This is a genomic window from Kribbella sp. NPDC049227, assembly GCF_043197265.1.
In the GTDB taxonomy this organism is placed as follows: domain Bacteria; phylum Actinomycetota; class Actinomycetes; order Propionibacteriales; family Kribbellaceae; genus Kribbella.
In genome coordinates, this window is sequence record NZ_JBICST010000004.1 from 698411 (window position 1) to 720862 (window position 22452).

A 22452-nucleotide genomic window follows, 5' to 3' on the forward strand; every position below is an offset into this window, starting at 1 on the left:
CAGATCCTTCGTCTCCGGTGCCTGTGTGTAGTTGGTCATCCTGCCTGGGAAAAAGCGTTCAGGCAAGTGATTTCGTGCCCATCCAGCCGATATGGTGTCGATGTCATCGGTTCGCATAGGCTTCTGATGCGAAATCCGTACCACGGGGAGGTTGCCGGGGTGGACACCCTGTTCGTGAACGGATCGGTTTTCGACGGCCACCGCCACCGACCGGGCCTGACGGTCGGTGTGCGGGCCGGCCGGATCGCGGCGGTCACCGCCGACCCCGCCGGACTGCGTGGTCCGCGGACCGAGGTGGTCGATCTCGCCGGCGGCCTGCTGCTGCCCGGATTCGTGGACGCCCATGTCCACCCGGTGCAGGGCGGCCTCGAACGCGCCCACTGTGACCTCTCACCCGCCCAGGGACTCGCGGCGTACCAGGAGACGATCGCGCAGTACGTCGCATCGCACCCGGACGTCCCGTGGATCCTCGGCGGCGGCTGGCATCAGCCCGACTTCGCCGGCGCCGCGCCACTCGCTGCCGACCTCGACGCGGTCACCGGCGACCGCCCGGCCTTCCTGGTGAACGCGGACCACCACGGCGCCTGGGTCAACACGAAGGCGCTCCAGTACGCCGGGATCGACAAGACCACACCGGATCCACCGGACGGCCGGATCGAGCGCGGCCCGGACGGTACGCCGACCGGGACCCTGCACGAGGGCGCCATGAGTCTCGTCCACCGCCTGGTTCCACCGACGACCCACGATGAGCAGGTCGCCGCCCTCCTCGACGCGCAGGCCTACCTCCACTCTCATGGCGTCACCGGGTGGCAGGACGCCATCCTCGGCGATTACGCGAACATCAGCGACGCGACTCCGGCGTACGCCGAACTCGCGCGCGACGGACGGCTGACGGCACGAGTCGTCGGCGCGCTGTGGTGGCAACGGGACCGTGGCGCCGAGCAACTGCAGGAACTCATCGAACGACGGCACGCGGTGAAGTTCCCGCGGTTCCGGGCGGACAGCGTGAAGATCATGCAGGACGGTGTGGCGGAGAACTTCACCGCGGGGATGCTCGAGCCGTACTTCGACGGCTGTGGTTGCCGCACCGCCAGCGCGGGTCTCTCGTTCGTGGATCCGGTCGCGTTGTGGAGCCATGTCACGCAGTTGGACGCCGCGGGATTTCAGGTCCACGTGCACGCCATCGGCGACCGCGCGGTTCGGGAGGCGCTGGATGCGTTCGAGGCGGCACGGACGGCGAACGGCGACAGCGACCTGCGGCACCACATCGCGCATCTTCAGGTGATCCACCCTGACGACATCGGCCGGTTCGCTCACCTCGGAGTCGCCGCGAACCTGCAGGCGTTGTGGGCGGTGTACGACCCGCAGATGGTCGAGCTGACCATCCCGTTCCTCGGTCCGGAGCGGACCTCGTGGCAGTACCCCTTCGGCGACCTCGCCCGCTCCGGTGCCCGGCTCGCGGCCGGTTCCGACTGGCCGGTGTCGAGCCCGGACCCGCTGGCCGCTATCCACGTCGCGGTGAATCGCCGGGCGCCTGGCGATCCCGACGCTTTCCTTCCCGAGCAGGCCCTGGACCTGAGTACGGCGCTGGCGGCGTACACCTCGGGGAGTGCCTGGCTGAACCACGCCGACGATTCCGGCCGGATCGAGGGCGGAGCGCTCGCGGATCTGGTCGTCCTCGACCGGGACCCGTTCACCGGCCCGCCCGACGAGATCGGAGCCGCCCGGGTGCGGGCCACCTATGTCGAGGGCGAGTGCGTCTTCGGCGATCACTCAACGAGATAAGGGACCGTCATGGAGCAAACCCTCACCAACCTCGTGGACGGCAAGCCGGTCCCGGCCCAGAGCGGCGCGACGTACGACGTGATCGCGCCGGCCACCGGTGAGACGTACACCCGCGCGCCGTTGTCGGGTCCGGAGGACGTGGATCAGGCGATGACCGCGGCCGCGCGGGCGTTCGAGACCTGGCGCGACACCACGCCGGCCGAGCGGCAGCTGGCTTTGCTCCGGATCGCCGACGCGATGGAGCGACGCGCGGACGAGTTCGTCGCGGTGGAGAGCCGCAACACCGGCAAGCCGCTGGCGATCGCCGCGACCGACGAGGTGCCGCCCTGTGTGGACCAGTTGCGGTTCTTCGCCGGTGCGGCCCGGGTGCTGGAGGGCCGCTCGGCGGGCGAGTACCTGGCCGGCCACACGTCGTGGGTACGCCGCGAACCGATCGGGGTCGTCGGTCAGGTGACGCCGTGGAACTATCCGCTGATGATGGCGGTCTGGAAGATCGCACCGGCGCTTGCCGCCGGGAACACGATCGTGCTCAAGCCGAGCGACACCACGCCGGCATCGACCGTGCTCCTCGCCGAACTGTGCAACGAGTTCCTGCCACCGGGTGTGTTCAACGTCGTCTGCGGCGACCGCGACACCGGCCGTGCTCTGGTCGACCACGAGATCCCGCAGTTGGTGGCCATCACCGGTTCGGTCCGGGCCGGGATGGAGGTCGCGTCGTCGGCGGCCCGGCAGCTCAAGCGCACCCACCTCGAACTCGGTGGCAAGGCGCCGGTCGTGGTCTTCGACGACGCCGACCTGGAGCAGGCCGCGGAGGCGATCGCCGACGCCGGCTACTACAACGCCGGGCAGGACTGCACCGCCGCGACCCGGGTGCTGGCCGGTCCCCGGATCCATGACGACTTCGTCGACGCGCTCACCGTCCGCGCCAACCGCACCCGGACCGGCCGCCCCGACGACCCCGACGTCGCGTACGGCGCCTTGAACAACGAGGCCCAGTTGCACCGGGTGGACGGCTTCGTCCATCGCCTGCCCGACCACGCGTCGGTGCGCACCGGCGGTGCGGTCGTCGGCGAGCGCGGGTACTTCTACGCACCGACGGTCGTCTCCGGTCTGCGCCAGGACGACGAGGCGATCCAGCAGGAGATCTTCGGCCCGGTCATCACGGTCCAGCGGTTCACCGACGAGGACGAGGCGCTGCGCTGGGCCAACGGCGTCGAGTACGGCCTGGCCTCGTCGGTGTTCACCCGCGACCACGGCCGCGCGATGCGGATGGCCCGCCGCCTCGACTTCGGCTGCGTCTGGATCAACACCCACATCCCGATCGTCGCCGAGATGCCGCACGGCGGCTTCAAGCACTCCGGCCACGGCAAGGACCTGTCCATGTACGGCCTCGAGGACTACACCCGCATCAAGCACGTCATGTCCAACATCGAGGTTTAGGGCAGCTCCGTGCAGCTCGACAGGAGGTGTCGGCCCAATTCTTCCGCCGAGCAGGTTCGACGAGCGGCACAAGTTCACGCCACAGGTAACACCTCCTGTCAGGGTGCACGGCACCGCAGCTAGACGACCTCGAGGTAGTCCTTTCCCGGCAGCGACGGGAACGGTGCGTGCGGCTCGGTCTGGTACCAGTACGACGTGGAGGCCACGTCGTCCTGGAGTGGCAGCAGCCGGCCGTCGCGCCGCCAGCCGAGGGCCTGGACGGTGACCCTCAGGTCCTCGGTGAAGCGGATCGTGTCGGCGATGTGCCAGCGGTAGAGCCCGAACCGCTGCTGGTTCTTCATGAACCCGTCCGGCTGGATCGCCTGCGGCATGCCGAGGTACGGCGTCGTGAACGTCGCGTACACGCCCTCCGGGTGGACGAACCCCCAGGCGCCGCCGAAGTAGTCCTCGGTCCCGGTCCCGCAGATGGTCGGGTACTCGTCGTCGCCGTCGAGGTAGAACTTGACCTCGCCCTCACCCCACCACCCCGAGTTGTTGCAGCCCCACGCGAGGTACGTGCCGACGTACTGCCCTTGGCCGCGGACGCCGTCCAGCAGCGTGTGCACCTCGCCGTACGGGATCGGGTTGCTGCGTCGCCACTGCGCGTGCAGGTACGCCGTGTCGTCCGGGACCTCGGTCTTGACGAAGTCGACCTGGTAGAAGAGCTCCGGGACCTCTGTCTCCAGGAGGTTCTCGATCGTCAGCCTGGCGCGGCCGCGGAACGGCATCTGCCAGTAGCTGTTGAAACCGCCGGACGGGTTCACCGCGATCGGCACCGAGCTGACCTGGCAGTGCTGACCCCAGCCGTTGCAGAAGAAGTCGCCCAGCGGTACTTCGATCGACGGCGTCTCCTCGTCGTCCCAGTACGCGCGCAGCACCAGCGACCGCCACAGCTTCGAGTCGACCGTGATCCACACGTGCGTGATCGCTCCCGGTCCCTCGATGTCCGCGATCGTCGTGGTCGACTCCGGTGCGAGCGGGATGCACGGCGCCATCTTCCAGCCCGGGCCGAGCTCGCGGGCCTGCCGTGAATACGCGCCCTCGGTCGCCCGCGCGCCGCCCGCCTTCGCGCCGTCCGGATTCTCCGCACTGATCGAGTAGGTCCGTGCCGCCGACAACCGCGCCACGTTGCCGAGATGAACGTCGAGCCCGTTGAAGTCACCCATGGCGAACGACCCTAGAGGCCGTGGCCGGTCAACAGGCGACCATCGGCGGACCGGGTGAGACCTGAGGGTCCCGGAAGCCCCGAGTGGTCTACTCAAGGTGCTTTACCCGGCCGGGCGGAGTCGGCGACAGTGAACCGGTGACCGCATCCGCGCCTGTCGCCGTCATCGGACCACCCGGCCCGGCGGCCACGCTCACCGGTGCCCTCGACCGGGCCGGACTCCCCTACGTCCGGTACGACGCCCAGCCCCCCGAGCTCACCGGTCATCGTGCGGTGTTCGTCCTCGCCGGCCGCTATCCGGAACTCGACCGCCTCGACACCGGCGCGCTGGCGAAGTACGTCGCGTCAGGCGGATCGGCGTACGTCGAGTTCGCCCTCGACGCGAGCGGATTCCTTCCGGCGGGCGACGTGCGGGAGGCGCACATCGAGCGGATCTTCACCACGGCGGCGCTGCCAGGGCTGGAGCCGCTCAGCATCCTGGACGAGCACCTGTCGCGCGCTCAGCAAGTAGCTGCCCCGCGCAATGCGGTCGAGCTGCTCAGCTACGGCACGGTCGCCGGCACGCACAAGGCGGTCTTCGGCCCACCCGAACACACCTTCCCAGCCCTGCTGGACATCCCGGTCGGCGACGGCCGATTGCTCTACGCCACGACTGCCCTCAGCCATCATCTCGTGGGCCGCTACAAGCCGGTACGCCGCTGGCAGCGCCTGATGCAGGTGATCGTCGCCGAGGTCACCGGCACCGAGATCCCACCGGATCTCGAGGTCTTCACCGAGCCGCGCGTCTGGGTTGCGTCCGGCGAACCGGTCCGTCTGGTCGCGCGGTCCGCGACCAAGCCGTCGTCCCCCGATCTCGACCTGACCGAGATCGCGACGGGGAGGTTCGAGTCCGAGCCGCAGTACCTCGACGACGGCGAACACACCTTCACCGTCGGCGACCGGCAGACGACCGTCACGGTCGGGCCGCGGGCGGAGCGCTATCGCCGGATGGTCGACAAAGGCATTGCGTGGTTCGACCGGGCCGGCATGTTCTACGACCGGCCGGACGGGTCCAAGGGCGTCGCGGAAGGCTTCTCCAACGAGGTCGACGTCGACGGCAGACTCCCGTTCCGTCCGGTGCCGCGCGGCGACTGCTTCACCCAGACAGCGCACGCCTTCCGGATGTACGCCGACCTGGCGGACTTCCCGCGCGGTCACGCGATCGCCGACAACCTGATGCGGCTCGTGGTCGAGGAGGAACAGCTCACCGACCGCAACCAGCTGTTCGGCGCCTGGGAACCGCGTGGAGCCCGCACCGACCTGACCGCGACGAACAACCTGTTCGCCGACGACAACGGCTGGATCTCGCTCTTCGCGCTGATCTCCGGTGCGACCGAGGCCGGGCTGCGCGGCGTCGAGTCGCTGATGCGGACCGCGAACGACGAGCTCGGCCTGCAGGTCGACCCGTGGCGAACGCCGTCGACGATCCTGGTGAAGGGCTGGGAGGAGATCGCCCGGACCCCGATCGAGGACGGCCTCGACCTGACCTCGCACTGGCAGAGCTCGGCGCAGTGCGCCTACCTGTACGCGTACGGCCTGACCGGTGAGCAGCGGTACCTCGACATCGCCACCCGCGGACTGGACCACATGGCGAGCCATCATCCGCGCGCCCGCCTGGAGACCAGCCGGACCTGTGAGGCCGGGCGTTTCCTCCTGCCGCTGGTCGGCGCCTACCACTACACCCGCAAGCCCCTCTACCTGGACACGCTCCGCTCGCTGGCGGAGTACCTGAAGAGCCGGCAGGGCCCGGACGGAGGGTTCGCCGAGTGGGACGGCAAGTGTCCGCCGAGCAACGAGGCGTACGGCGTCGACGAGGCGTCGATCTTCCAGGCCAACGGCGACCCGATCACCGACCAGCTGTACGGCACCCCGTTCGCCGCCTGGGCGCTGCCGCTCGCGTACCAGGTCACCGGGGAGAAGGTGTTCGAGGAGCTGGCGCACGGCGTACTCGACTATCTGAGCCGGATCCAGATCGACGACCCCGACGACGAGCAACTCGACGGGACCTGGCAGCGGGCGTTCGACTTCGAAGCGTGGGAGTACTTCGGTTCGAACGCGGACATCGGCTGGGGACCGTACTGCGTCGAGACCGGCTGGTCCGTGGCGCCCGCGCTGATCGGCGCGATGCTCTACCTGAACGGCGACCCCTTCTTCCCGCCCGAACCCAGCACCGAGCACAAGGACACCGTCGCCAAGGTCCAGGCAGAGTTCGACGTGATCCTCACCGGACGCCCGGCACCGGTCAGTTTCGCGCGGCGTGACGACGGCCGGATCGTCCGTACCCAGGACGGCGCTCAGGCGGTGCTCGGCGATCTGGTCGCAGCCGGTGAACCGGTCTGGGCGCGGAACGAGCCGGCCCGATCGACCGAGATCTACGTCCGCGGCGCGGACGGCCACCTGCACCACACCTACCTGGACGACCGCGTCGGTCAGGGCCGGTGGCAACAAGTCGGCGAGCTGGAACTGGCCGACGACCCGGTGGTCGCCTTCAACCCCGGCGCCGACGCGGTCGAGGTGTACGTGCTCGGCGCGGACCGCCGGATCCACCACTGCTCGATGATCGACGTGCGCGGCGGTCACACCCCGTGGGAACCTGTCGGCACCTTGCACTTCACCGGTTCACCGGCCGTGCTGTACGACGAGACGCTCGGAACCGTCCGCCTGGTCGCCAACGACATCGCCGGACAGGACCGCCGGACCCGCAAGGTGAACCGTTGGCACCTGCCGTGGCAGGACTACTCGCACTGGATCACCGCATGACTCACCTCGCCATCGACGGCGGTCAGTCCGCCCTCCGACTCCGAGCCCTCCCGTCCCGGCGGACCGGCACGGGCCATGGGTACACCCACGGCCCGGACGCTCTCCGACGCATGCTCACCGCCATCGGCGCGGCCGCCGCCGAGGCAGGTGTGAGCGGACCGGTCGAGGTGGTCGCTCTCGGGTTGACGGGCTACCCGCCTGCTCCGGGAGCCGCGGAAGAGTTCGCGGCGGACGTCGGCGAACTGCTGGACGCCGATGAGGTGCGACTGACGCAGGACATGGTGACCGCACACGCCGGCGCGCTGCCCGACGGGTACGGCGTGGTGGTTGCCGCAGGCACCGGCCTCGTGTGTCTCGCGGTGGATCGCGACGGCAGTTGGCACAAGCTCGACGGACACGGGTACCTGTTCGGCGACGCGGGCAGTGCCTTCGCGATCGGCCGTGCCGGTCTCGTCGCCGTCCAGCGAGCCCGCGACGGCCGCGGCCCGGTGACCAAGCTCGCGGACACCCCGCTCGATCCCGTCACGCTCTATCGGTCCGCGACGCTGGTCGACGACGTTGCCCGCTTCGCTCCCGACGTACTGCGCTGTGCCGCCGAAGGGGACCCGGTCGCCGCGGACCTCGTCGTACAGGCGGCCGGGGACATCGGCGAGACGATCAACGCGGCTGTGGCGCAGTTGGCCGGCGAAGGACCGGTGCCGGTCGCGTGTGTCGGCGGGCTGTTCCGCGGTGCCGGCGATCAGTTGCTGGAGCCGGTCCGCGCGGCGCTGTCGGCTCGTGCACGGCTCACCTCCGCCGTCGGCAACTCGCTCGACGGCGCCGAGCGGCTCGCGACCGGATCGCTGCAGCCGTATGCCGACCTCACCGTGATCCACCGCAAGACACAACAGAAAGGGCGCCCTCGCTTCGCTCGGGGGTGATGACAGACGATGAGAGTTCTTGCCCACGGCACCCTCGTGGTGTCCTGCCAGGCCGGGCCCGGCAACCCGTTCTACTCACCCGAGGCGATGGCGCTGATGGCCCGCGCGGCCGAGGCGGGCGGGGCCGGGGCGATCCGGGCGAACGGGGCGCTCGACGTGGCCGCGATCCGGGCGGTGACGGACCTGCCGATCATCGGGCTGAACAAACTCGGCGATCCGGCCGGCGTCTTCATCACCCCGAGGTACGACTCGGCCGTCGGGGTGGCCCGGGCCGGCGCCGACCTGATCGCGCTGGACGGCACGATGCGGCCGCGGCCGGACGGGCAGCGGTTGGACCAGCAGATCGCCCGGATCCACGAGGAACTCGGCGTACCGGTACTGGCCGATGTGGACAGCGTCGACGCGGGTCTGGCGGCCCGTGCGGCGGGCGCCGACCTGGTCGCGACGACGCTGTCCGGGTATACCAATGGCACGTCGCCGACCGGACCAGACGTCGAGCTGGTCCGGCAGCTCGCGGCGAAGCTGGACTGCCCGATCGTTGCCGAAGGCAGGATTCGTACGCCCGAACACGTCCGCGCTGTGTGCGATGCGGGCGCGTACGCCGTCGTGGTCGGTCACGCGATCACGAATCCGATGGACATCACGGCCCGATTGGTCGAGGCGATCCCGGGTATATAGGCCATCCGAGTGGTCTAGCCCAGCTTGTCGACGAGGGTCGAATCCTCTTCCGCGTGAGTGCCGGGCGGCGTATCCATGACCCAACTCAACCCTGGGAGAGGACGCGACACATGAGCACTGCCGGCAAGGTCGACCGCCGTACCCTCCTCCGCGTGGCGCTGGCCGCGCCCGCCGTGGCGGCGCTCGCCTCCTGTGCGAAGCCGGTCGCCGACAAGGCCGCCCCGGCCGCGAGCACCGGCGCCTCGGTGGACGGCTCGAAGCCGCTGGAGTTCTTCAACTTCGACGGCGGCTACGGCAAGGAATGGACCACGATGCCGCTGGACCTCTACCGCAAGGAGTTCCCGCAGGCGGAGGTGAAGCTGACCAGCGGCCAGCAGCTCCAGCAGCAGCTCCAGCCCCGCTTCATCCAGGGCAACCCGCCGGACCTGATCGAGAACGTCGGGCTCGACGGCGCCACCCTGGCCAGCAAGAAGCAGGTCATGGACATCGGCGCGCTGCTCGAGATGGACGCGTACGACGAGCCCGGCAAGAAGGTCAAGGACACCCTGCTGCCGGGCGTCGCCGAGGCCGGCCGGTACGACGGCGTGAAGTACGAGATGCCGTACGTGTTCGGCGTCGGCGGGATCTGGTACAGCAAGCCGCTGATGGACAAGCACGGCTGGACCTACCCCAAGCACTGGGACGAGATGCTCGCACTCTGCGAGGAGATCAAGAAGACCGGGATCGCGCCGTGGACCTACCAGGGCAAGTTCCCCGGCTACCTGACCAACCCGATGCTGATGACGGCGTACAAGGCGGCCGGGCCGGACCTGAAGAAGAAGGTCGACAACCTGGAGCCGAACGCCTGGCGTGATCCGGCCCTGATCCAGGCGGCCGAGGGCTACCAGGAGCTGGCCGCGAAGGGCTACCTGCTGGAGGGTTCGCAGGCGCTGTCGCACACGCAGTCGCAGACCTACTGGGCGCAGGGCAAGGCCGTGTTCATCCCGTGCGGCGGCTGGCTGGAGAACGAGCTGGGCGCCATCGCGCCCAAGGACCTCGGCATGACGATGGTGCCGGTCCCGGGCTGGTCGAAGGACGACAAGGCGCCGTTCGAGACGGTGACCGGCGGCCCGGGTGGGGCGCTGATCGTGCCGGCCAAGGCGAAGAACCCGCAGGGCGGCCTGGAGTTGCTGCGGATCATCCTGTCCAAGCAGTGCATGAAGAACTTCACCCAGGTGACCAAGTCACTGACCGTGGTGCAGGGCGCGTCCGACGGCGTCGAGCTGTCGTCCGCGAACAAGTCCATGCAGGACGTGATCACCGCGGCCGGCACGAACATGTTCGCCGACTGGTCGTTCCGGCTCTGGTACAAGAAGCTGCTCGACAACTCGGACAAGGCGATGGCGGCGCTGATGAACCGCGAGGTGACGCCGGACGAGTGGAGCAAGCAGATGCAGAAGTACGCCGACGAGACCGCCAAGGACCCGTCGATCAAGAAGTTCCACGTCTGACATGCACCACGGCAAGTACCGGTTCGTCCTCAGCCTGCTGCTGGTCCCGCTCGGCTTGTACGCCGTGTTCGTGGTCTCGCCGTACGTGCAGGCCTTCCCGATCGCGTTCACCGACTGGGAGGGCCTGTCGGCGGACTACCACTACATCGGGTTCGGCAACTTCGTCACGCTGTTCCACGACTCGGTGTTCTGGGTGGCGCTGCGGCACAACCTGTTCCTGCTGGTCAGTCTGCCGGTGATCATCGTCACGCTGTCGCTGTTCTTCTCCGCGATGCTGAACTACCGCGGCGGCGTACCGGGCGCGAAGTTCTACAAGGTCGTGTACTTCTTCCCCAGCGTGCTGTCGATCGCGGTCGTCGGCGTGCTGTGGCAGTTCATCTTCGAGCCGCGCAACGGATTGCTGAACGGGTTCCTGCGGGCGATCGGGCTGGACGGTCTGGCCCAGCTGTGGCTCGGCGACGGCAAGACCGCGCTCGGCTCGATCATGGCTGTGGTCGTCTGGGGTGGCGTCGGCTTCTACGTCGTACTGTTCACCGCGGCGATGGCGGCGATCCCGCGAGAGCTGTACGAGGCGGCGCTGCTCGACGGCGCCGGCGCGTTCCAGTCGTTCTGGCGGCTGACGCTGCCGCTGATCTGGAACACCGTCCAGGTCGCGCTCGCGTTCCAGGTGATCGGCGCGCTGGACCTGTTCGCGCTGGTGAAGATCCTGTCGGTCGGGCCGGGTGGACCGGACGACGCGACCCAGGTGATCTCGCTGTACATGTACACGAACGCCTTCACCTACGGGAAGTTCGGGTACGCCTCGGCGATCGGGGTAACGCTGTTCGCCATCAACATGATCCTGACCCTGCTGACGTTCCGGCTGACCCGCCGCGAGCGGGTCGAGTACTGAGGAGCACAGGTGGCCACACTGACGGATCCGGCCCGGATCGACGCCGCCCCGGCTCCCGCCGTACCGGACCCACCGACCGGGCGGACCCTGGGATCGCGGGTGCTGGGCGGCACCTCCCAGGGGTTCGTGCTGGTCTGGGGCGCGATGGTGGTGTTCCCGCTGCTCTGGGCAGTGCTCAGCTCGTTCAAGTCCGACGCGGACATCTTCAAGAGTCCGTGGAGTCTGCCGTCGGTGTGGCACTGGGACAACTTCTCCCGGGCCTGGAACGAGTCCCACATCGGCACGTACTTCTTCAACAGTGTGATCGTCGTCTGCGGCGGCGTACTGCTGACCCTGCTGCTGTCGTCCGCGGTCGCGTACGTGCTGGCGCGCTTCGAGTTCCCGGGCAGCCGGCTGCTGTACTACGTCTTTGTTGGCGGCATGGTGTTCCCTGGGTTCATGGCCCTCGTGCCGTTGTTCTTCGTGGTGCAGAACCTGGGTCTACTCAACACGTACCTCGGCCTGATCCTGGTGTACGCGACCCACGGCATGTCGTTCTCGGTGTTCTTCCTCACCGCGTTCTTCCGGACCCAGTCCAAGGAACTCGCCGAGGCGGCGCTGGTCGACGGCTGCTCCCACTGGGGTGTGCTGTTCCGGATCATGCTGCCGCTGGCCCGCCCCGGTCTGGTCAGCATCGGCATCTTCCAGTTCCTCGGGATGTGGAACGAGTACCTGCTCCCGCTGGTGCTGAACACCGACGAGAGCCGCTACCTGGTCACCCAGGGACTGGCCAACATCGCGGTGACGCAGGGGTACCACAGTGACTTCTCCGGCCTGTTCGCCGGACTGACCATTTCGATCCTCCCCGTGCTGGCGGTCTATCTTGCCTTCCATCGACAGATCAGCACCGGTATGACCGCTGGAGCCCTCAAGTGACCGATCTCCTGCTCGCCGCGACCTCGCTCGACGTCACCCCGCCGCCCGGGCACCGCCTGGACGGGTACGCGGCCCGGGCCGTTCCCGCGACCGGTGCCGCGGACCCGTTGCGAGCCACCATCATCTGGCTCGGTACGGCGGACGACCCCGGGGTGCTGTGGCTGACGCTGGACGCGATTGCTGTGGGCAAGCAACTGACTACGGAACTGGCCGCGGCCGCCGCCAAGGCGGCCGGGATCCCGCCGGCGAACGTGGTGGTGTCCGCGTCGCACACCCACTCCGGGCCGTCCGGCTGGACCGGCCAGATCCACCCGGTCATCCCGGCCGAGCGGGAGCCGGTGCTGTACGAGGCGCTGAGCGCGTCGATCGCCAATGCAACGTTGGAGCGCCGGCCGGTGACGGCGTCCTGGCGATCGATCGAGGTCGTCGGGGTCGGCACCAACCGGCACCGGCGGAACGGTCCGCACGACAACACCGCCGGTATCCTCGCGCTCCACTCGCTCGAGGGCTCGCTGGAGGCGATCCTGCTGGACTTCGCCTGCCATCCGACCACCCACGGCCCGGAGAACCTGCAGTACTCCGCCGACTGGCCCGGCGCTGCTCGTGCAGCACTGGCGCCGGCGGTGGTCGGTTACCTCCAGGGTGCCGCCGGCGACGTCAGTCCGCGCTTCACCCGCCGGGGCCGCGGCGCTGTCGAGGTCGCCCGCTTGGGCGGTCTGCTCGCGTCCCGGGTCCGCGAGGCCTTGGCCGGCCCGGGCCTCGAGCTACCGCAGGCCGCCCCGGTCATCCGCCGTACGACGATCAGGCTGCCGGTCCGGGATCTACCGTCGGCCGACGATCGGGCCTCGGCCGTCGCGACGGCTGAGCGATCCCTGCGTGACGGCGCCGACGACCCGTCGGCCCGGATCGCGCAGACCCGGCTCGACGGTGCGCGCGGTCAGGCGCTGATGGCTGCCGCATCGTTGCCGGAGACGCTGGACCTCCCGGTCAGCGTGGTGACGATGGGCGACGTGTGCTGGGTCAACCTGCCGGTCGAACTGTTCGCTCTGCACGGCGCCTGCCTGCAGGCCGACAGTACGCACCCGATCACCCGCGTCGTCGGCTACACGGACGGCTACTACGGCTACATCGTCGACCCATCCGCCGCCGACTCCGGCGCCTACGAAGCCCTCATCACCTTCTTCGACCAGCCCACCACGAACCGCCTCCTCTCCGAGACCGCCACCTTCGTCAACAGTTAGCGCGGACTCCAGCAGGAGCCGGGGGCAACCAAAATACTTTCGGCGTCGATGTAACGCTCCGTGTTCCCACGCCGATGTGACACCTGGAAGCTCCTCCCGGTCTAGTCCGGCAGGACACCACCACGGGGCGCTGGCGGTCGGTTGCCAGGTGCAACGTCCGGGTTTCGATGCCCGGCGTCCCACGATCCGGCCACGGGGCCGGGCACCTGGAGGGGGAATCTCGATGCACAAGCACACTGGCCGCGCTGCGGTACTGGGGGTGGCGGCAATCGTCGCCACGGTGGGGCTGACTGGGGGTGCGTCGGCGAGTCCTGCACCGGCACCGCGTGCCGCTTCGGCCGTCGTCCCGGGGCCGAACACCGTCGGCACGGCGCAGCTGAAGAACCAGGCGGTCACCGCCGCGAAGATTGGCCCGTCCGCGGTGTGGGGTTCGATGATCCACACCAACACGATTCCGCTGGACCGGATGGGCTGGGACTTCCGGCAGGCCATCGCGGCCGCGGACGTCTCCAAGGCCGACGCGATCAAGTCGTCCAGCCAGATCAAGGCCGGGACGGTCGACGAGTCCGACCTGAACGCCGCGCTCCAAGCGAAGATCAACGGCCCGGGCGGACCGTCGTACCTGAAGAACTGGGGCGAGATCTTCCGTAACACGATCGGCAACGCCCGGGCCGACCTGGGCCAGTCGTCGGCCGGCGAGGGCCTGAACTTCAACGTCCCGACCGGCCAGGACGCCGTCATGTGGGGCAACGAGGCCGACTTCGCGGGCAAGCCGGTCGCGCTGAGCGCGGTCAAGTACGAGGTCTTCCAGACGGGGGAGAACTCGGCGATCGCGGGCAACATGCCGTCGATCAAGTTCGAGATCTCGAACCCGGTGGCCGGGGCCACCTACACCACGCTGGTGTACTCGCCGGACAACTCGGCCTCGAACACCTGGACCAAAATCGACGCGAAGGGTGACACCGGCAAGCACTGGGGCTTCACCGGTACGTACTTCAACACCGGCACCGACCGGTGTGGCATCAACGGTTCCCGGTGCACCCTGGACGACGCGCTGGCCGTTCTCGACGACGGCGCGAAGTTCATCTCCGCCGGCGTCGGCAAGGGCCGGGACAACGCCTGGCACGGCGCGATCCGGTCGCTGACCATCGGCAGCACCACCTACAACTTCACCGCCGGCGGCGTACTGGCCACCAACTGACGGCGGCGTCCAGGACGAACGGAACCGCGGGGGGCCTCGGACATGGCGTGACATGTCCGAGGCCCCTCGGCGTGCGCGGGTTACAGGGCCAGCTCCGGTTGGAGTTTCTTGGCCGGCCAGACGCGTTGGTTGCGGGCGGCGAGGGTCGAGGCGGCGAGGGCTACGGCGAACCAGGCGGCCAGGGCGAGGAGGTCGCGGCCGAGGGAGGTGCCGGGGCCGCCGTACATGAGGTGGCGGACACCGTCGATCGCGTAGCTCATCGGGAGCGCGTGGTGGAAGAAGTACAGCGGCGTGGGGATGGTCTGCCACGGGAAGGTGCCGCCGGCACTGACCAGCTGGATCACCATCAGCACGAGGCCGAGGAACTTGCCGACGGCACCGAACCAGGCGGACAACGCGTGCAGGATCGCGACGAACGTGAACGACGTCAGGATCAGGAAGCCGACGGTCAGCCACGGATGCGCAGCGTGGATCCCGAGGCCGAGGGTGACCGCGGCGAACACCAGTGTCGCCTGAATCGCCCCGAAGAGGGCCGGAGGCAACCATCCGCCGAGGGCGACGCGGAACGGCGACTGCAAGGCGGCCAGTGCCCGCGGCGACAGCGGCCGGACCAGCAGGAAGAGAACGTACGCGCCGATCCAGCAGGCGAGGCTGAGGAAGAACGGAGCCAGCCCGGCGCCGTAGCTGTCCGCGGTCGCCTGGGAGACGTTCTGCAGCGTGACGGGTGCGCCGAGGGTCTCGGCCACCGCCTTCCGCTGGTCGGCGGACGGGTTGGGAATCTGCTTGACGCCCTTGGCCAGTCCGGCGTTGAGCTGGGTCGCGCCGGTCTTCAGCTTGGTGACTCCACCGGCCAGGCTGTTCACACCGGTGAGCAGCTGGCCCTGTCCGGTCACGGCCTGTTTCTCACCGGCCGCGAGTTGCTGGGTGCCGGTCTGCAGGCTCGTCAGTCCGGTCTTGAGTTGGCCCGCCCCGGTGTCGAGTTGCTTTGCGCCGGTGGCCGCCGTACTGATGCCGTTCGTCAGTGCCGGCGTTGCCTTGGCCAAGGCGGCGGCGCCGTTCGAAACCTTGCGGGCGCCGGTCGCGAGTTGGTTGAGCTGCTTGGAGGTCGACTGGATCTTGGTGTTCGCGGTGACGACCGGCGCGCGCAGCTTGGCGGTCTCGGCGAGCACCTCGTTGATCTGCGCCTGCGTGAAGCCACGGGCTTTCAGTCGCTGCGCGAGAGTGCCGTCCACCGTGCTCAGGTCCTTGACCAGAGTGCTGGACGCGGTGGCGACCTGGCGTCCGGCGGTGGCGACCTTCTCGTTGCCATCGGCTACTTGATCGGCGCCGTTCGCAAGGGTCTTCGTCTGCTTCGGCAGAGTCGCGGTCTTGCGCTTGAGAGTGCCGAGGCCGGAGTCCAGCTTGCTCGCTCCGGACGCGAGTTCGGTCGCGCCGTGAGACGCCTGGCTGGTCCCGGTCGCCAGCTTGGTCGCGCCGGTGGAGAGCTGCTTCTGCGCGGTGTTGAGCTGGGTCGCGCCGGTCTGGAGCCTGGTGACCCCGGACGCCGCGCTGGTAAGACCGGTCTGCAGTTGCGCGGCACCGGATGCTGCCTGGCTGACCTGCGTGTGGATCGTGTTGTAACCGGCCAACAGCTTGCTCGCCGCGGTCTCGCTCACCTGTGACGCGACGGTCTTGGTGACCTGCGCGACGACCTGGTTCGCGATCGTGTGCGCGAGGTAGTTGTTGGCGTCATTGGTGAGCAGCTCGAGGTTCGCCTGCCGGGGCGTGAACTCGGCGCTCGACGCGAGGTCGCCCGAGAACGACTTCGGCAGCACCAGAGCGAACTCGTACTTCCCGTCCGACACCCCGTCGGTGGCGGCGGCCCGGTCCACCTTGTGCCAGTCGAAGCTCTTCGACTTCACCAGTTCGTCCGCGACCTCCGGCCCGACGTTCAGCTGCTCGCCGGTGGACAGCGTCGTACCCGCGTCCTCCACCACGACAGCGGTCGGGATCTTGTCGAGGCGGCTGTAGGGATCGTGGTTGGCGTAGAGGTAGAGGCCGCCGTACAGGACCGGCACGAGCAGCAGTGCGACCACCGCCAGCTTCGGCAATCGGCCCGCGGTCAACCGCCGCAGCTCACTCAACGCCATCCGCAGCGCGGTCACGCCTTCAGCTCCTCATCAATGGCAGTCACGGGTTCCACCGGGGCGACGGGCGCGACCTGGATCGGCTCGGGCTGATCGACAGAACCGAGCTGGGCGGCCGGCACACCCAGGAGTCGTGCCGATGCATCAGCGCAGGTGATGATCACGCCGTACCCGCGGGACGCCAGGCGCCGGCCGAGGGCGTACCACTCATGCGGATCGCCGCCGTGGCGGTCCGGCATCGTCAGAATGGCTACTTGTACGTCGGGTCGCGCCACCGTGAGCTCGGCAAGCAACTCGGTCCGCTCCGCGACCGGTAGGTGCTCGAAGCGCTTGCCCGCGTGCTGGGCCGCATTGTGCTCGTCCAGCCACTCCAGTACGGCCTTCCGGCCGGCCTTGCGTCCAGCGATCGCCAGCTCCTCGCCGACCACGGTCTGCACGGGCAGCGCGTCGTCCGGCTCGGTGATGCCGGGTGCGTCGACCACAGCGACCCGGCGGCGAAGCAGGGCGGCGTCAGTCGCGCCGTCCAGCCGCACCCGGCCGGTGTCGGGTCGTAACCGGCCGGACAGTCCGAGTGCTGCCGCGACATGACCGGGGCCTGGGTAGCTCGCCAGCAGCACGACCTGATGGTCGGCGACGTGCACCGATGTGGTGTCCAGCATCGGTGCGTGTGGGCCGCGCACACTGATCCGGCTGGCCTCGAGCTGCATCCCGTTTCCCCGTTCAATACGGTTGTGTATTCAATACAGAACTGTATCCTACTCCTATGGACGCACCCAAACGCCGCCGCTCCGCCACTCGGGCCCGCCTCCTCGACGGCGCCCTCGAGGTGTTCGCCGAGCGCGGGTTCAACGGCGCGTCGGTGGAGGACATCTGCGAGCGGGCCGGCTTCACCCGTGGCGCCTTCTACTCGAACTTCGGGTCCAAGGACGAGCTGGTGCTGGCGTTGTTCCAGGCAACCACCGACCGCCTGCTCGAACAGATCGGCGCGCTGCTGCCGGACCTGGCGAATCAGCCCGGCACGCTGCTCGACGCCGTACTCGGGCTGCTCGACGAGGCGGCCGGGGACACGCGGCAGTGGCATCTGATCTCCACCGAGTTCACCCTGCACGCGTTGCGGAATCCGGAGGCGGCGCGGGCCCTCAATCGGCAGCGGGCGATGTTCCGGTCCAGCCTGACCAAGCTGGTCGAGGAGATCTCCGAGATCAGCGGGATGCGGATGAGTGTCCCGGCGGAGCAGTTCGTCCGGCTCGTCATCGCCGTCCACGAAGGTGCGCGGTCACAAAGCCTGCTGGAGCCCCGGAAGCTCCCGGCCGGCTCACTCGAGCGCACCTTCCTGCCGATGGTCCTGACCGCGGTGACCGACTAGTTGACCTTCACGCTCACGGTGTGGAGGCCGGTCGAGCCGTTCGGCGCGGGGGGTGCCGAGGCCTCGACCTGCGGGTTGCCCTTGGCATCGAACGCCCGGGACTGCAGCATGTGCATCCCGTGCGGCGCGTTGTCCCAGGTCCAGTGCCACTGCCGCCAGGTGTCGATCGACGCGTCCGTCGCGAGCGTCGCCTCGTGCCACGGGCCACCGTCCACCCGAACCTCGACCTTGGACACTCCGACGTGCTGGTCCCACGCGACCCCGGCCACCGTGACCTGACCCGCCGGCACCTCCTTGCCGCCCGGTACGTCGATCCGCGACGACAACTTGATCGGCCCGAGCGCCGACCAGCCACGCGGCGTCCAGTACGCCTCGAACTGGTCGAACCGGGTCACCTCGATGTCCGTCAGCCACTTCGTCGCGGACACGTACCCGTACAGCCCGGGTACGACGATCCGCACCGGGAACCCGTGCTCGACAGGCAACGGCTGCCCGTTCATCGCGTAGGCCAGCATCGCCTGACGATCGTCGAGCAGTGTGCTGAGCGGCGTACCCGCGGTGAAGCCGTCCTTCGACGTGGACTTGATCGCGTCGGCGTCCGCGGACGGGCCGGCCTCCTGCAGCAGGTCCTTGAGCAGTACTCCGGACCACAGCGCGTTCCCGATCAGGTCGCCGCCGACCTCGTTGCTCACGCAGGTCAGCGTCACCCATTTGTGCAGGACCGGGCGCTTCAGCAGGTCGTCGAAGCTCAGTTCGATCTCGTGGTCGACCATGCCGTGGATGCGCAGCTTCCAGTCCGACGGCAGGATCTGCGGCACCGACAGCGCCGTGTCGATCCGGTAGAAGTCGTCGTTCGGGGTGACCCACGGCACCGCGCCCTCCGCCTGCGCACCAGCCGGCGCGTCGAGGCTCGGCGGCTTCGGCAGGTTGAGCGCCTTGCGTGCATCGGCGACGGCGGCGCGGTTTCCCGAGACGACCCGGCCGAGCAGGCCGACGGCCGCCGCGCCGATCGCGACCCCGGCCGACAACTGCAGGAATCCGCGCCGGCTCACGCCGTCGTCGAGTCCTTGGAGGAGCGGCTCGAGCCGCCTGCTGAAGAGGCGCAGAATGATCAGGGCCGTGATGCCTGCGACCGCTGACGGCACGAACCCGGTCTGTCCGGCGTCCGCCCGCGTCGCCGCCGCGATCACCGCCGCCCCGGTCAGTACGACGATGATCAGCGCGCCGGCCCAGTAGCGCCGTACCGCGAGAATGCCGCCGATCGCGGCCAGGGCGAGCAGGACGATCACGATGCCGACGCGCAGCGCGGTCTTGTCGTTGGTGCCGAACCAGGAGATCGCCAGATCCTTGAGCCACGGCGGGACCCGGTCGATGAACGCCGACCCGATCGCGACCACGGGTGTCTGCGAGGTGCCGAGGAGGCCGGCGGCCACGCTCCCGGCCGCCAGTCCGGACAGAGCGGCGAGGATGCCACCGAGGGCACCACGCCAGCGGATCCCGTTCCCGCCCTCGGTACGACATTGGGGCGCCCGCGGCTGGTCGACGAGTTGCTGGTTCACCTCTCAACCATTACGCGGCGGGGCGCCCGACACCAGCCGGGCGCCCCATCCGTTAGTCGCGGGTAATACAAAGAGCGAGTTCTGTCCCGGATACTGCGTCAGATTCGGTCGGGAGAGATCGGACCCAGCGGTGGCCGGCCGTTCGGCCAGCGGCGGGCGTTGTCGCGAACCCGGCGCAACTTGCCGAGCACAACCTCCCGCTCGTCGGCCAGTTGGGACATCCAGAGGCTGTCGATCTCCAGGAGGTGATCCGGCAGTGCATCGCGCAACCGCCGCTTCCCCTCCTCGGTGAGAACCGCGAACGAACCGCGGGCATCGTCGGGACAGGGCTCCCGGCGTACCAGACCGAGGTTCTCGGCGCGGTCGACCAGCCGGGTGATGCCGCCGGTGGTGACGGTCAGCTCCCGGGCTAGAGAGGTGAGACGCTGCTTCTCCCCGTGACTGCGGGCCAGCCGCAGCAACAGTTCGAACATTGCCATTTGCAGACCACTGCGCTTGAGGGAGTGACGCATCACATGATCGAGTTCGGCCGCTGCTTCTCGCAGCAGACCGTACGCGGTGAGGACGTCGCTCTCCCATGGTTCCGCGGCGCGGGTGGGTTCTGCATCGGCGAGCGCTAGGGGCGAGCAAAGCGAAGGCGCGATGGTCATGCGCGGACTCTATTAGCTGACTAGGTCACTTCGCTACACGGGGTGACCTTTCGGCTACAGATCGACCCCGAACCGACAAGCTTCTGAGCGTAACCCGGCCACCACCAAGCGCCTGCGGCGGGATCCGGTCTAGCGCGGTGCGGACGGCGTACTGCCACTCGGACCCTTCCTTTCGCGACGGGGTTCGCGGGAGCCGCCGGCCGGGGACATCGGACCGAAGGACGAGGTCGGAGTGGTCGATCCGCCGCCCTGCTCACCGGCCGAGTGCGCCGCGGCGCCGGCCAGACCGCCGGCGAACTTCCGCGCGCCGTTGACCATTCCGCCGGCCGCGACAACGCCGGGATGTGACCCGACTCCGACCGCGCCCGACGCACCACGCCCCGAGGACCCACCACCGGACCGGCCCGATCCGCCGCCGCCTCGGCCGAGGACCGAGCGGCCGACCCCGACGGCGCCGGTCGCCATGCCGCCCGGATCGGCCACTGCGCTGCCCATCCCCGAGCCGCCGCCGGCCACCGCGGCGGTGACCGGAACCAGGAAGCGGAGCAGGGCCGGGAGGGCGAAGATCGCGAGGAACAACATCATCAGGCCGGTGGTGGTCTGCACGAAGCTGTTGCCGGACTGCCCGATGCCGAGCTCGTTCATCTTCAGCGCGGCCGCGTAGATGAGCGCCGCGGCCGGCTTGTACGCGATGAACGCCAGCGACCAGCCGCAGTACTTGCCGAACCAGGTCCGGCCGATCTCGGTGTTGGTCGCGGCCGCGGCGAGCGGGAACGTGCCGGCCAGCAGGATCAGCATCGCCGACCGGATGATCATCAGCACGACCTGGATCAGGGCGGCCAGAATGACGGCGACGCCGGCGAACATCATGATCAGCGTGGCCGGGCTCGCTCCCGCCACCGTGCCCAGGCTGCCTTGCAGCATCACGTCCGCGAGGGCGGTGGCCAGGGTCGTGTCGTCGGGATGGGCGGAGCGGATGATCGCCTCCGCGAGCTTGTCCGACCACTCGGCCAGCAGTTGCAGTGTCGCGGACCCGGCCGCGCCGACGGCGACGAACACCATTGTTGCCTTGAGCAACTCTTGGAGCGGACGGGCGCGTTGCTCCCAGGCCAGCCGCATCCCGGCGACCAGCACCGCGACGGTGAAGACGGCCGCCGACACCCACAGCACGTTGCCCTGGAGGAAGTCGACGATCGCGCTGTTGCGCGGACTCGAGGTGTCCGCGCCGACCGAGAGTGCCGGGCCCGGCTGGTGGATCCAGAAGGTCGCGATCGCCTGGATGCCCTCGTACGCCGCCTGCCCGATGCTCTTCGCGATCTGCTCCAGTGCGTTGCCGGCGACGTCGTTCAGACCTCTGCTGATGCGGCACTCGAGGTCCGTCGGCCCACACATCAGACACCGCTCCACGGCACGAAGTCGCTCAGGTCCCGGTGCTGGGAGTACGGCGCTCCGACCGCCCCGCCAGGAGGTGGTGACTGAAGGCGCCAGTCGCCGTCGTACCAGCGCATGGTCAGCGTGATGCTCATGTACGCCGACTCGACCGGAAGTGCGAGCATGATCGTGGCTCGGTCCCCGCCTGCGTCGAGCACGCGGAAGCCGGCCACCTGCGAGGCGGACGAGCCGGACGGCTCCGACTCGCTCTGCGCACGCGTCAGGGCGTCGGTGTCCGGGCCCGGGACCATGAGTTTGGGGATCGTGGCCAACGCCTGCTCCTGGTCGGCGAAGGCGGCGACCACGTTGTAGGCAGCGAAGACGGCGCCTGTCGGTGAGTGGGCGAAGCAATGCCGGAAGCCGTCGGGATCGGTCCGGGCAGGTCCGGTCGCGCTCGACCGCGGTACGACGACGCGACGGCTGACCTCCCAGGCATCCACGGCCGGCGGCTTCGTGGGGATCGTCTGATCACCACCGGGCAGACCACAGGTGCCCTCTCCAGTTGCGGCAGGCTGGGCGTCGGGCGTCGTGGACGCCGCGGGTGGTGCTGTGGGTGCGGTTCGCGCTGCCGCCTGTTGGTCGTCGTCCGAGGTCAGAGCGCTGACCAGCAACAGAGCGCCGCACAGCAGCACCGCGCTGACGACCACACAGGCGGTGACGAACCCGCGTCCGAACGGTGACTTGTTCTCGTGCTCCGGCCTCATGGATCAAGGCTGGCAAAGATCGGCCGATCGCCGCGGAAGTTATCCACAGGC

The 22452-nt window shown here is 69.0% G+C and carries 18 protein-coding genes; 11 read left to right on the forward strand and 7 right to left on the reverse strand.

Going from position 1 to position 22452, the window contains the following annotated elements:
• Positions 1–159: 159 nt before the first annotated feature.
• Together ACGFH6_RS21150 and ACGFH6_RS21155 are read left to right on the forward strand one after the other, a co-directional pair.
• The gene (locus ACGFH6_RS21150; RefSeq protein ID WP_393386221.1) at positions 160–1785 is read left to right on the forward strand and encodes an amidohydrolase; all 1626 of its coding nucleotides are present in this window, start codon (positions 160–162) and stop codon (positions 1783–1785) included.
• A gap of 9 nt (positions 1786–1794) precedes the next feature.
• The gene (locus ACGFH6_RS21155; RefSeq protein WP_393386223.1) at positions 1795–3225 is read left to right on the forward strand and encodes a gamma-aminobutyraldehyde dehydrogenase; all 1431 of its coding nucleotides are present in this window, start codon (positions 1795–1797) and stop codon (positions 3223–3225) included.
• A gap of 119 nt (positions 3226–3344) precedes the next feature.
• On the opposite strand, the gene ACGFH6_RS21160 is transcribed toward ACGFH6_RS21155, so the two are convergent.
• Positions 3345–4430 carry a glycoside hydrolase family 172 protein gene (locus ACGFH6_RS21160; protein ID WP_393386225.1) on the reverse strand — a complete coding sequence of 362 codons (1086 nt, stop codon included), beginning with the start codon at positions 4428–4430 and terminating at the stop codon, positions 3345–3347.
• Positions 4431–4567: 137 nt separating this feature from the next.
• On the opposite strand from ACGFH6_RS21160, the gene ACGFH6_RS21165 reads away from it, so the two are divergent.
• The 8 genes from ACGFH6_RS21165 to ACGFH6_RS21200 all read left to right on the forward strand — a co-directional run bounded on the left by ACGFH6_RS21165 (position 4568) and on the right by ACGFH6_RS21200 (position 14565).
• Positions 4568–7228, forward strand: coding sequence for a hypothetical protein (locus ACGFH6_RS21165; protein ID WP_393386228.1), 2661 nt, complete (start codon positions 4568–4570; stop codon positions 7226–7228).
• Positions 7225–8148, forward strand: coding sequence for an N-acetylglucosamine kinase (locus ACGFH6_RS21170; RefSeq protein ID WP_393386231.1), 924 nt, complete (start codon positions 7225–7227; stop codon positions 8146–8148). The genes ACGFH6_RS21165 and ACGFH6_RS21170 overlap by 4 nt, the downstream gene beginning before the upstream one ends.
• Positions 8149–8157: 9 nt before the next feature.
• Positions 8158–8826, forward strand: coding sequence for an N-acetylmannosamine-6-phosphate 2-epimerase (locus ACGFH6_RS21175; protein ID WP_393386234.1), 669 nt, complete (start codon positions 8158–8160; stop codon positions 8824–8826).
• Between the two features lie 110 nt (positions 8827–8936).
• Positions 8937–10316, forward strand: a complete 1380-nt coding sequence (ngcE, locus tag ACGFH6_RS21180) for an N-acetylglucosamine/diacetylchitobiose ABC transporter substrate-binding protein (protein WP_393386237.1) — start codon at positions 8937–8939, stop codon at positions 10314–10316.
• A gap of 1 nt (position 10317) precedes the next feature.
• Entirely contained in the window at positions 10318–11208 is an 891-nt protein-coding gene (locus ACGFH6_RS21185; protein ID WP_393386239.1) for a carbohydrate ABC transporter permease, read from the forward strand.
• 9 nt (positions 11209–11217) lie between these two features.
• Positions 11218–12123, forward strand: coding sequence for a carbohydrate ABC transporter permease (locus ACGFH6_RS21190; protein WP_393386242.1), 906 nt, complete (start codon positions 11218–11220; stop codon positions 12121–12123).
• A complete protein-coding gene (locus ACGFH6_RS21195) occupies positions 12120–13364 on the forward strand; it encodes a hypothetical protein (protein ID WP_393386245.1) in 1245 nt (414 codons plus the stop codon). The genes ACGFH6_RS21190 and ACGFH6_RS21195 overlap by 4 nt, the downstream gene beginning before the upstream one ends.
• 223 nt (positions 13365–13587) lie before the next feature.
• Positions 13588–14565 (forward strand): hypothetical protein, encoded by a 978-nt coding sequence (locus tag ACGFH6_RS21200; RefSeq protein ID WP_393386248.1) that lies wholly within the window; start codon positions 13588–13590, stop codon positions 14563–14565.
• Positions 14566–14645: 80 nt separating this feature from the next.
• On the opposite strand, the gene ACGFH6_RS21205 is transcribed toward ACGFH6_RS21200, so the two are convergent.
• Both ACGFH6_RS21205 and ACGFH6_RS21210 read right to left on the reverse strand, forming a co-directional pair.
• Positions 14646–16709: a YhgE/Pip family protein gene (locus ACGFH6_RS21205; protein WP_393386250.1), complete on the reverse strand. Its 2064-nt coding sequence runs from the start codon at positions 16707–16709 to the stop codon at positions 14646–14648.
• Positions 16706–17398 carry a hypothetical protein gene (locus ACGFH6_RS21210; protein ID WP_393386252.1) on the reverse strand — a complete coding sequence of 231 codons (693 nt, stop codon included), beginning with the start codon at positions 17396–17398 and terminating at the stop codon, positions 16706–16708. The genes ACGFH6_RS21205 and ACGFH6_RS21210 overlap by 4 nt, the downstream gene beginning before the upstream one ends.
• A gap of 56 nt (positions 17399–17454) precedes the next feature.
• Between ACGFH6_RS21210 and ACGFH6_RS21215 the strand changes: the two genes are divergently transcribed.
• Positions 17455–18057 carry a TetR/AcrR family transcriptional regulator gene (locus ACGFH6_RS21215; RefSeq protein WP_393386255.1) on the forward strand — a complete coding sequence of 201 codons (603 nt, stop codon included), beginning with the start codon at positions 17455–17457 and terminating at the stop codon, positions 18055–18057.
• Here the strand turns inward: ACGFH6_RS21215 and ACGFH6_RS21220 are convergent.
• From ACGFH6_RS21220 to ACGFH6_RS21235, 4 genes are all read right to left on the reverse strand, one after another.
• Positions 18054–19616, reverse strand: a complete 1563-nt coding sequence (locus ACGFH6_RS21220; protein WP_393386258.1) for a molybdopterin-dependent oxidoreductase — start codon at positions 19614–19616, stop codon at positions 18054–18056. The genes ACGFH6_RS21215 and ACGFH6_RS21220 overlap by 4 nt on opposite strands.
• 98 nt (positions 19617–19714) lie before the next feature.
• Positions 19715–20266, reverse strand: coding sequence for a MarR family winged helix-turn-helix transcriptional regulator (locus ACGFH6_RS21225; RefSeq protein ID WP_393386260.1), 552 nt, complete (start codon positions 20264–20266; stop codon positions 19715–19717).
• 129 nt (positions 20267–20395) lie between these two features.
• A complete protein-coding gene (locus ACGFH6_RS21230) occupies positions 20396–21658 on the reverse strand; it encodes a hypothetical protein (RefSeq protein WP_393386263.1) in 1263 nt (420 codons plus the stop codon).
• On the reverse strand, positions 21658–22401 hold the full coding sequence (locus tag ACGFH6_RS21235; RefSeq protein WP_393386266.1) for a hypothetical protein: 744 nt from the start codon (positions 22399–22401) through the stop codon (positions 21658–21660). Before ACGFH6_RS21235 ends, ACGFH6_RS21230 begins: the two co-directional genes overlap by 1 nt.
• Positions 22402–22452: the final 51 nt, after the last annotated feature.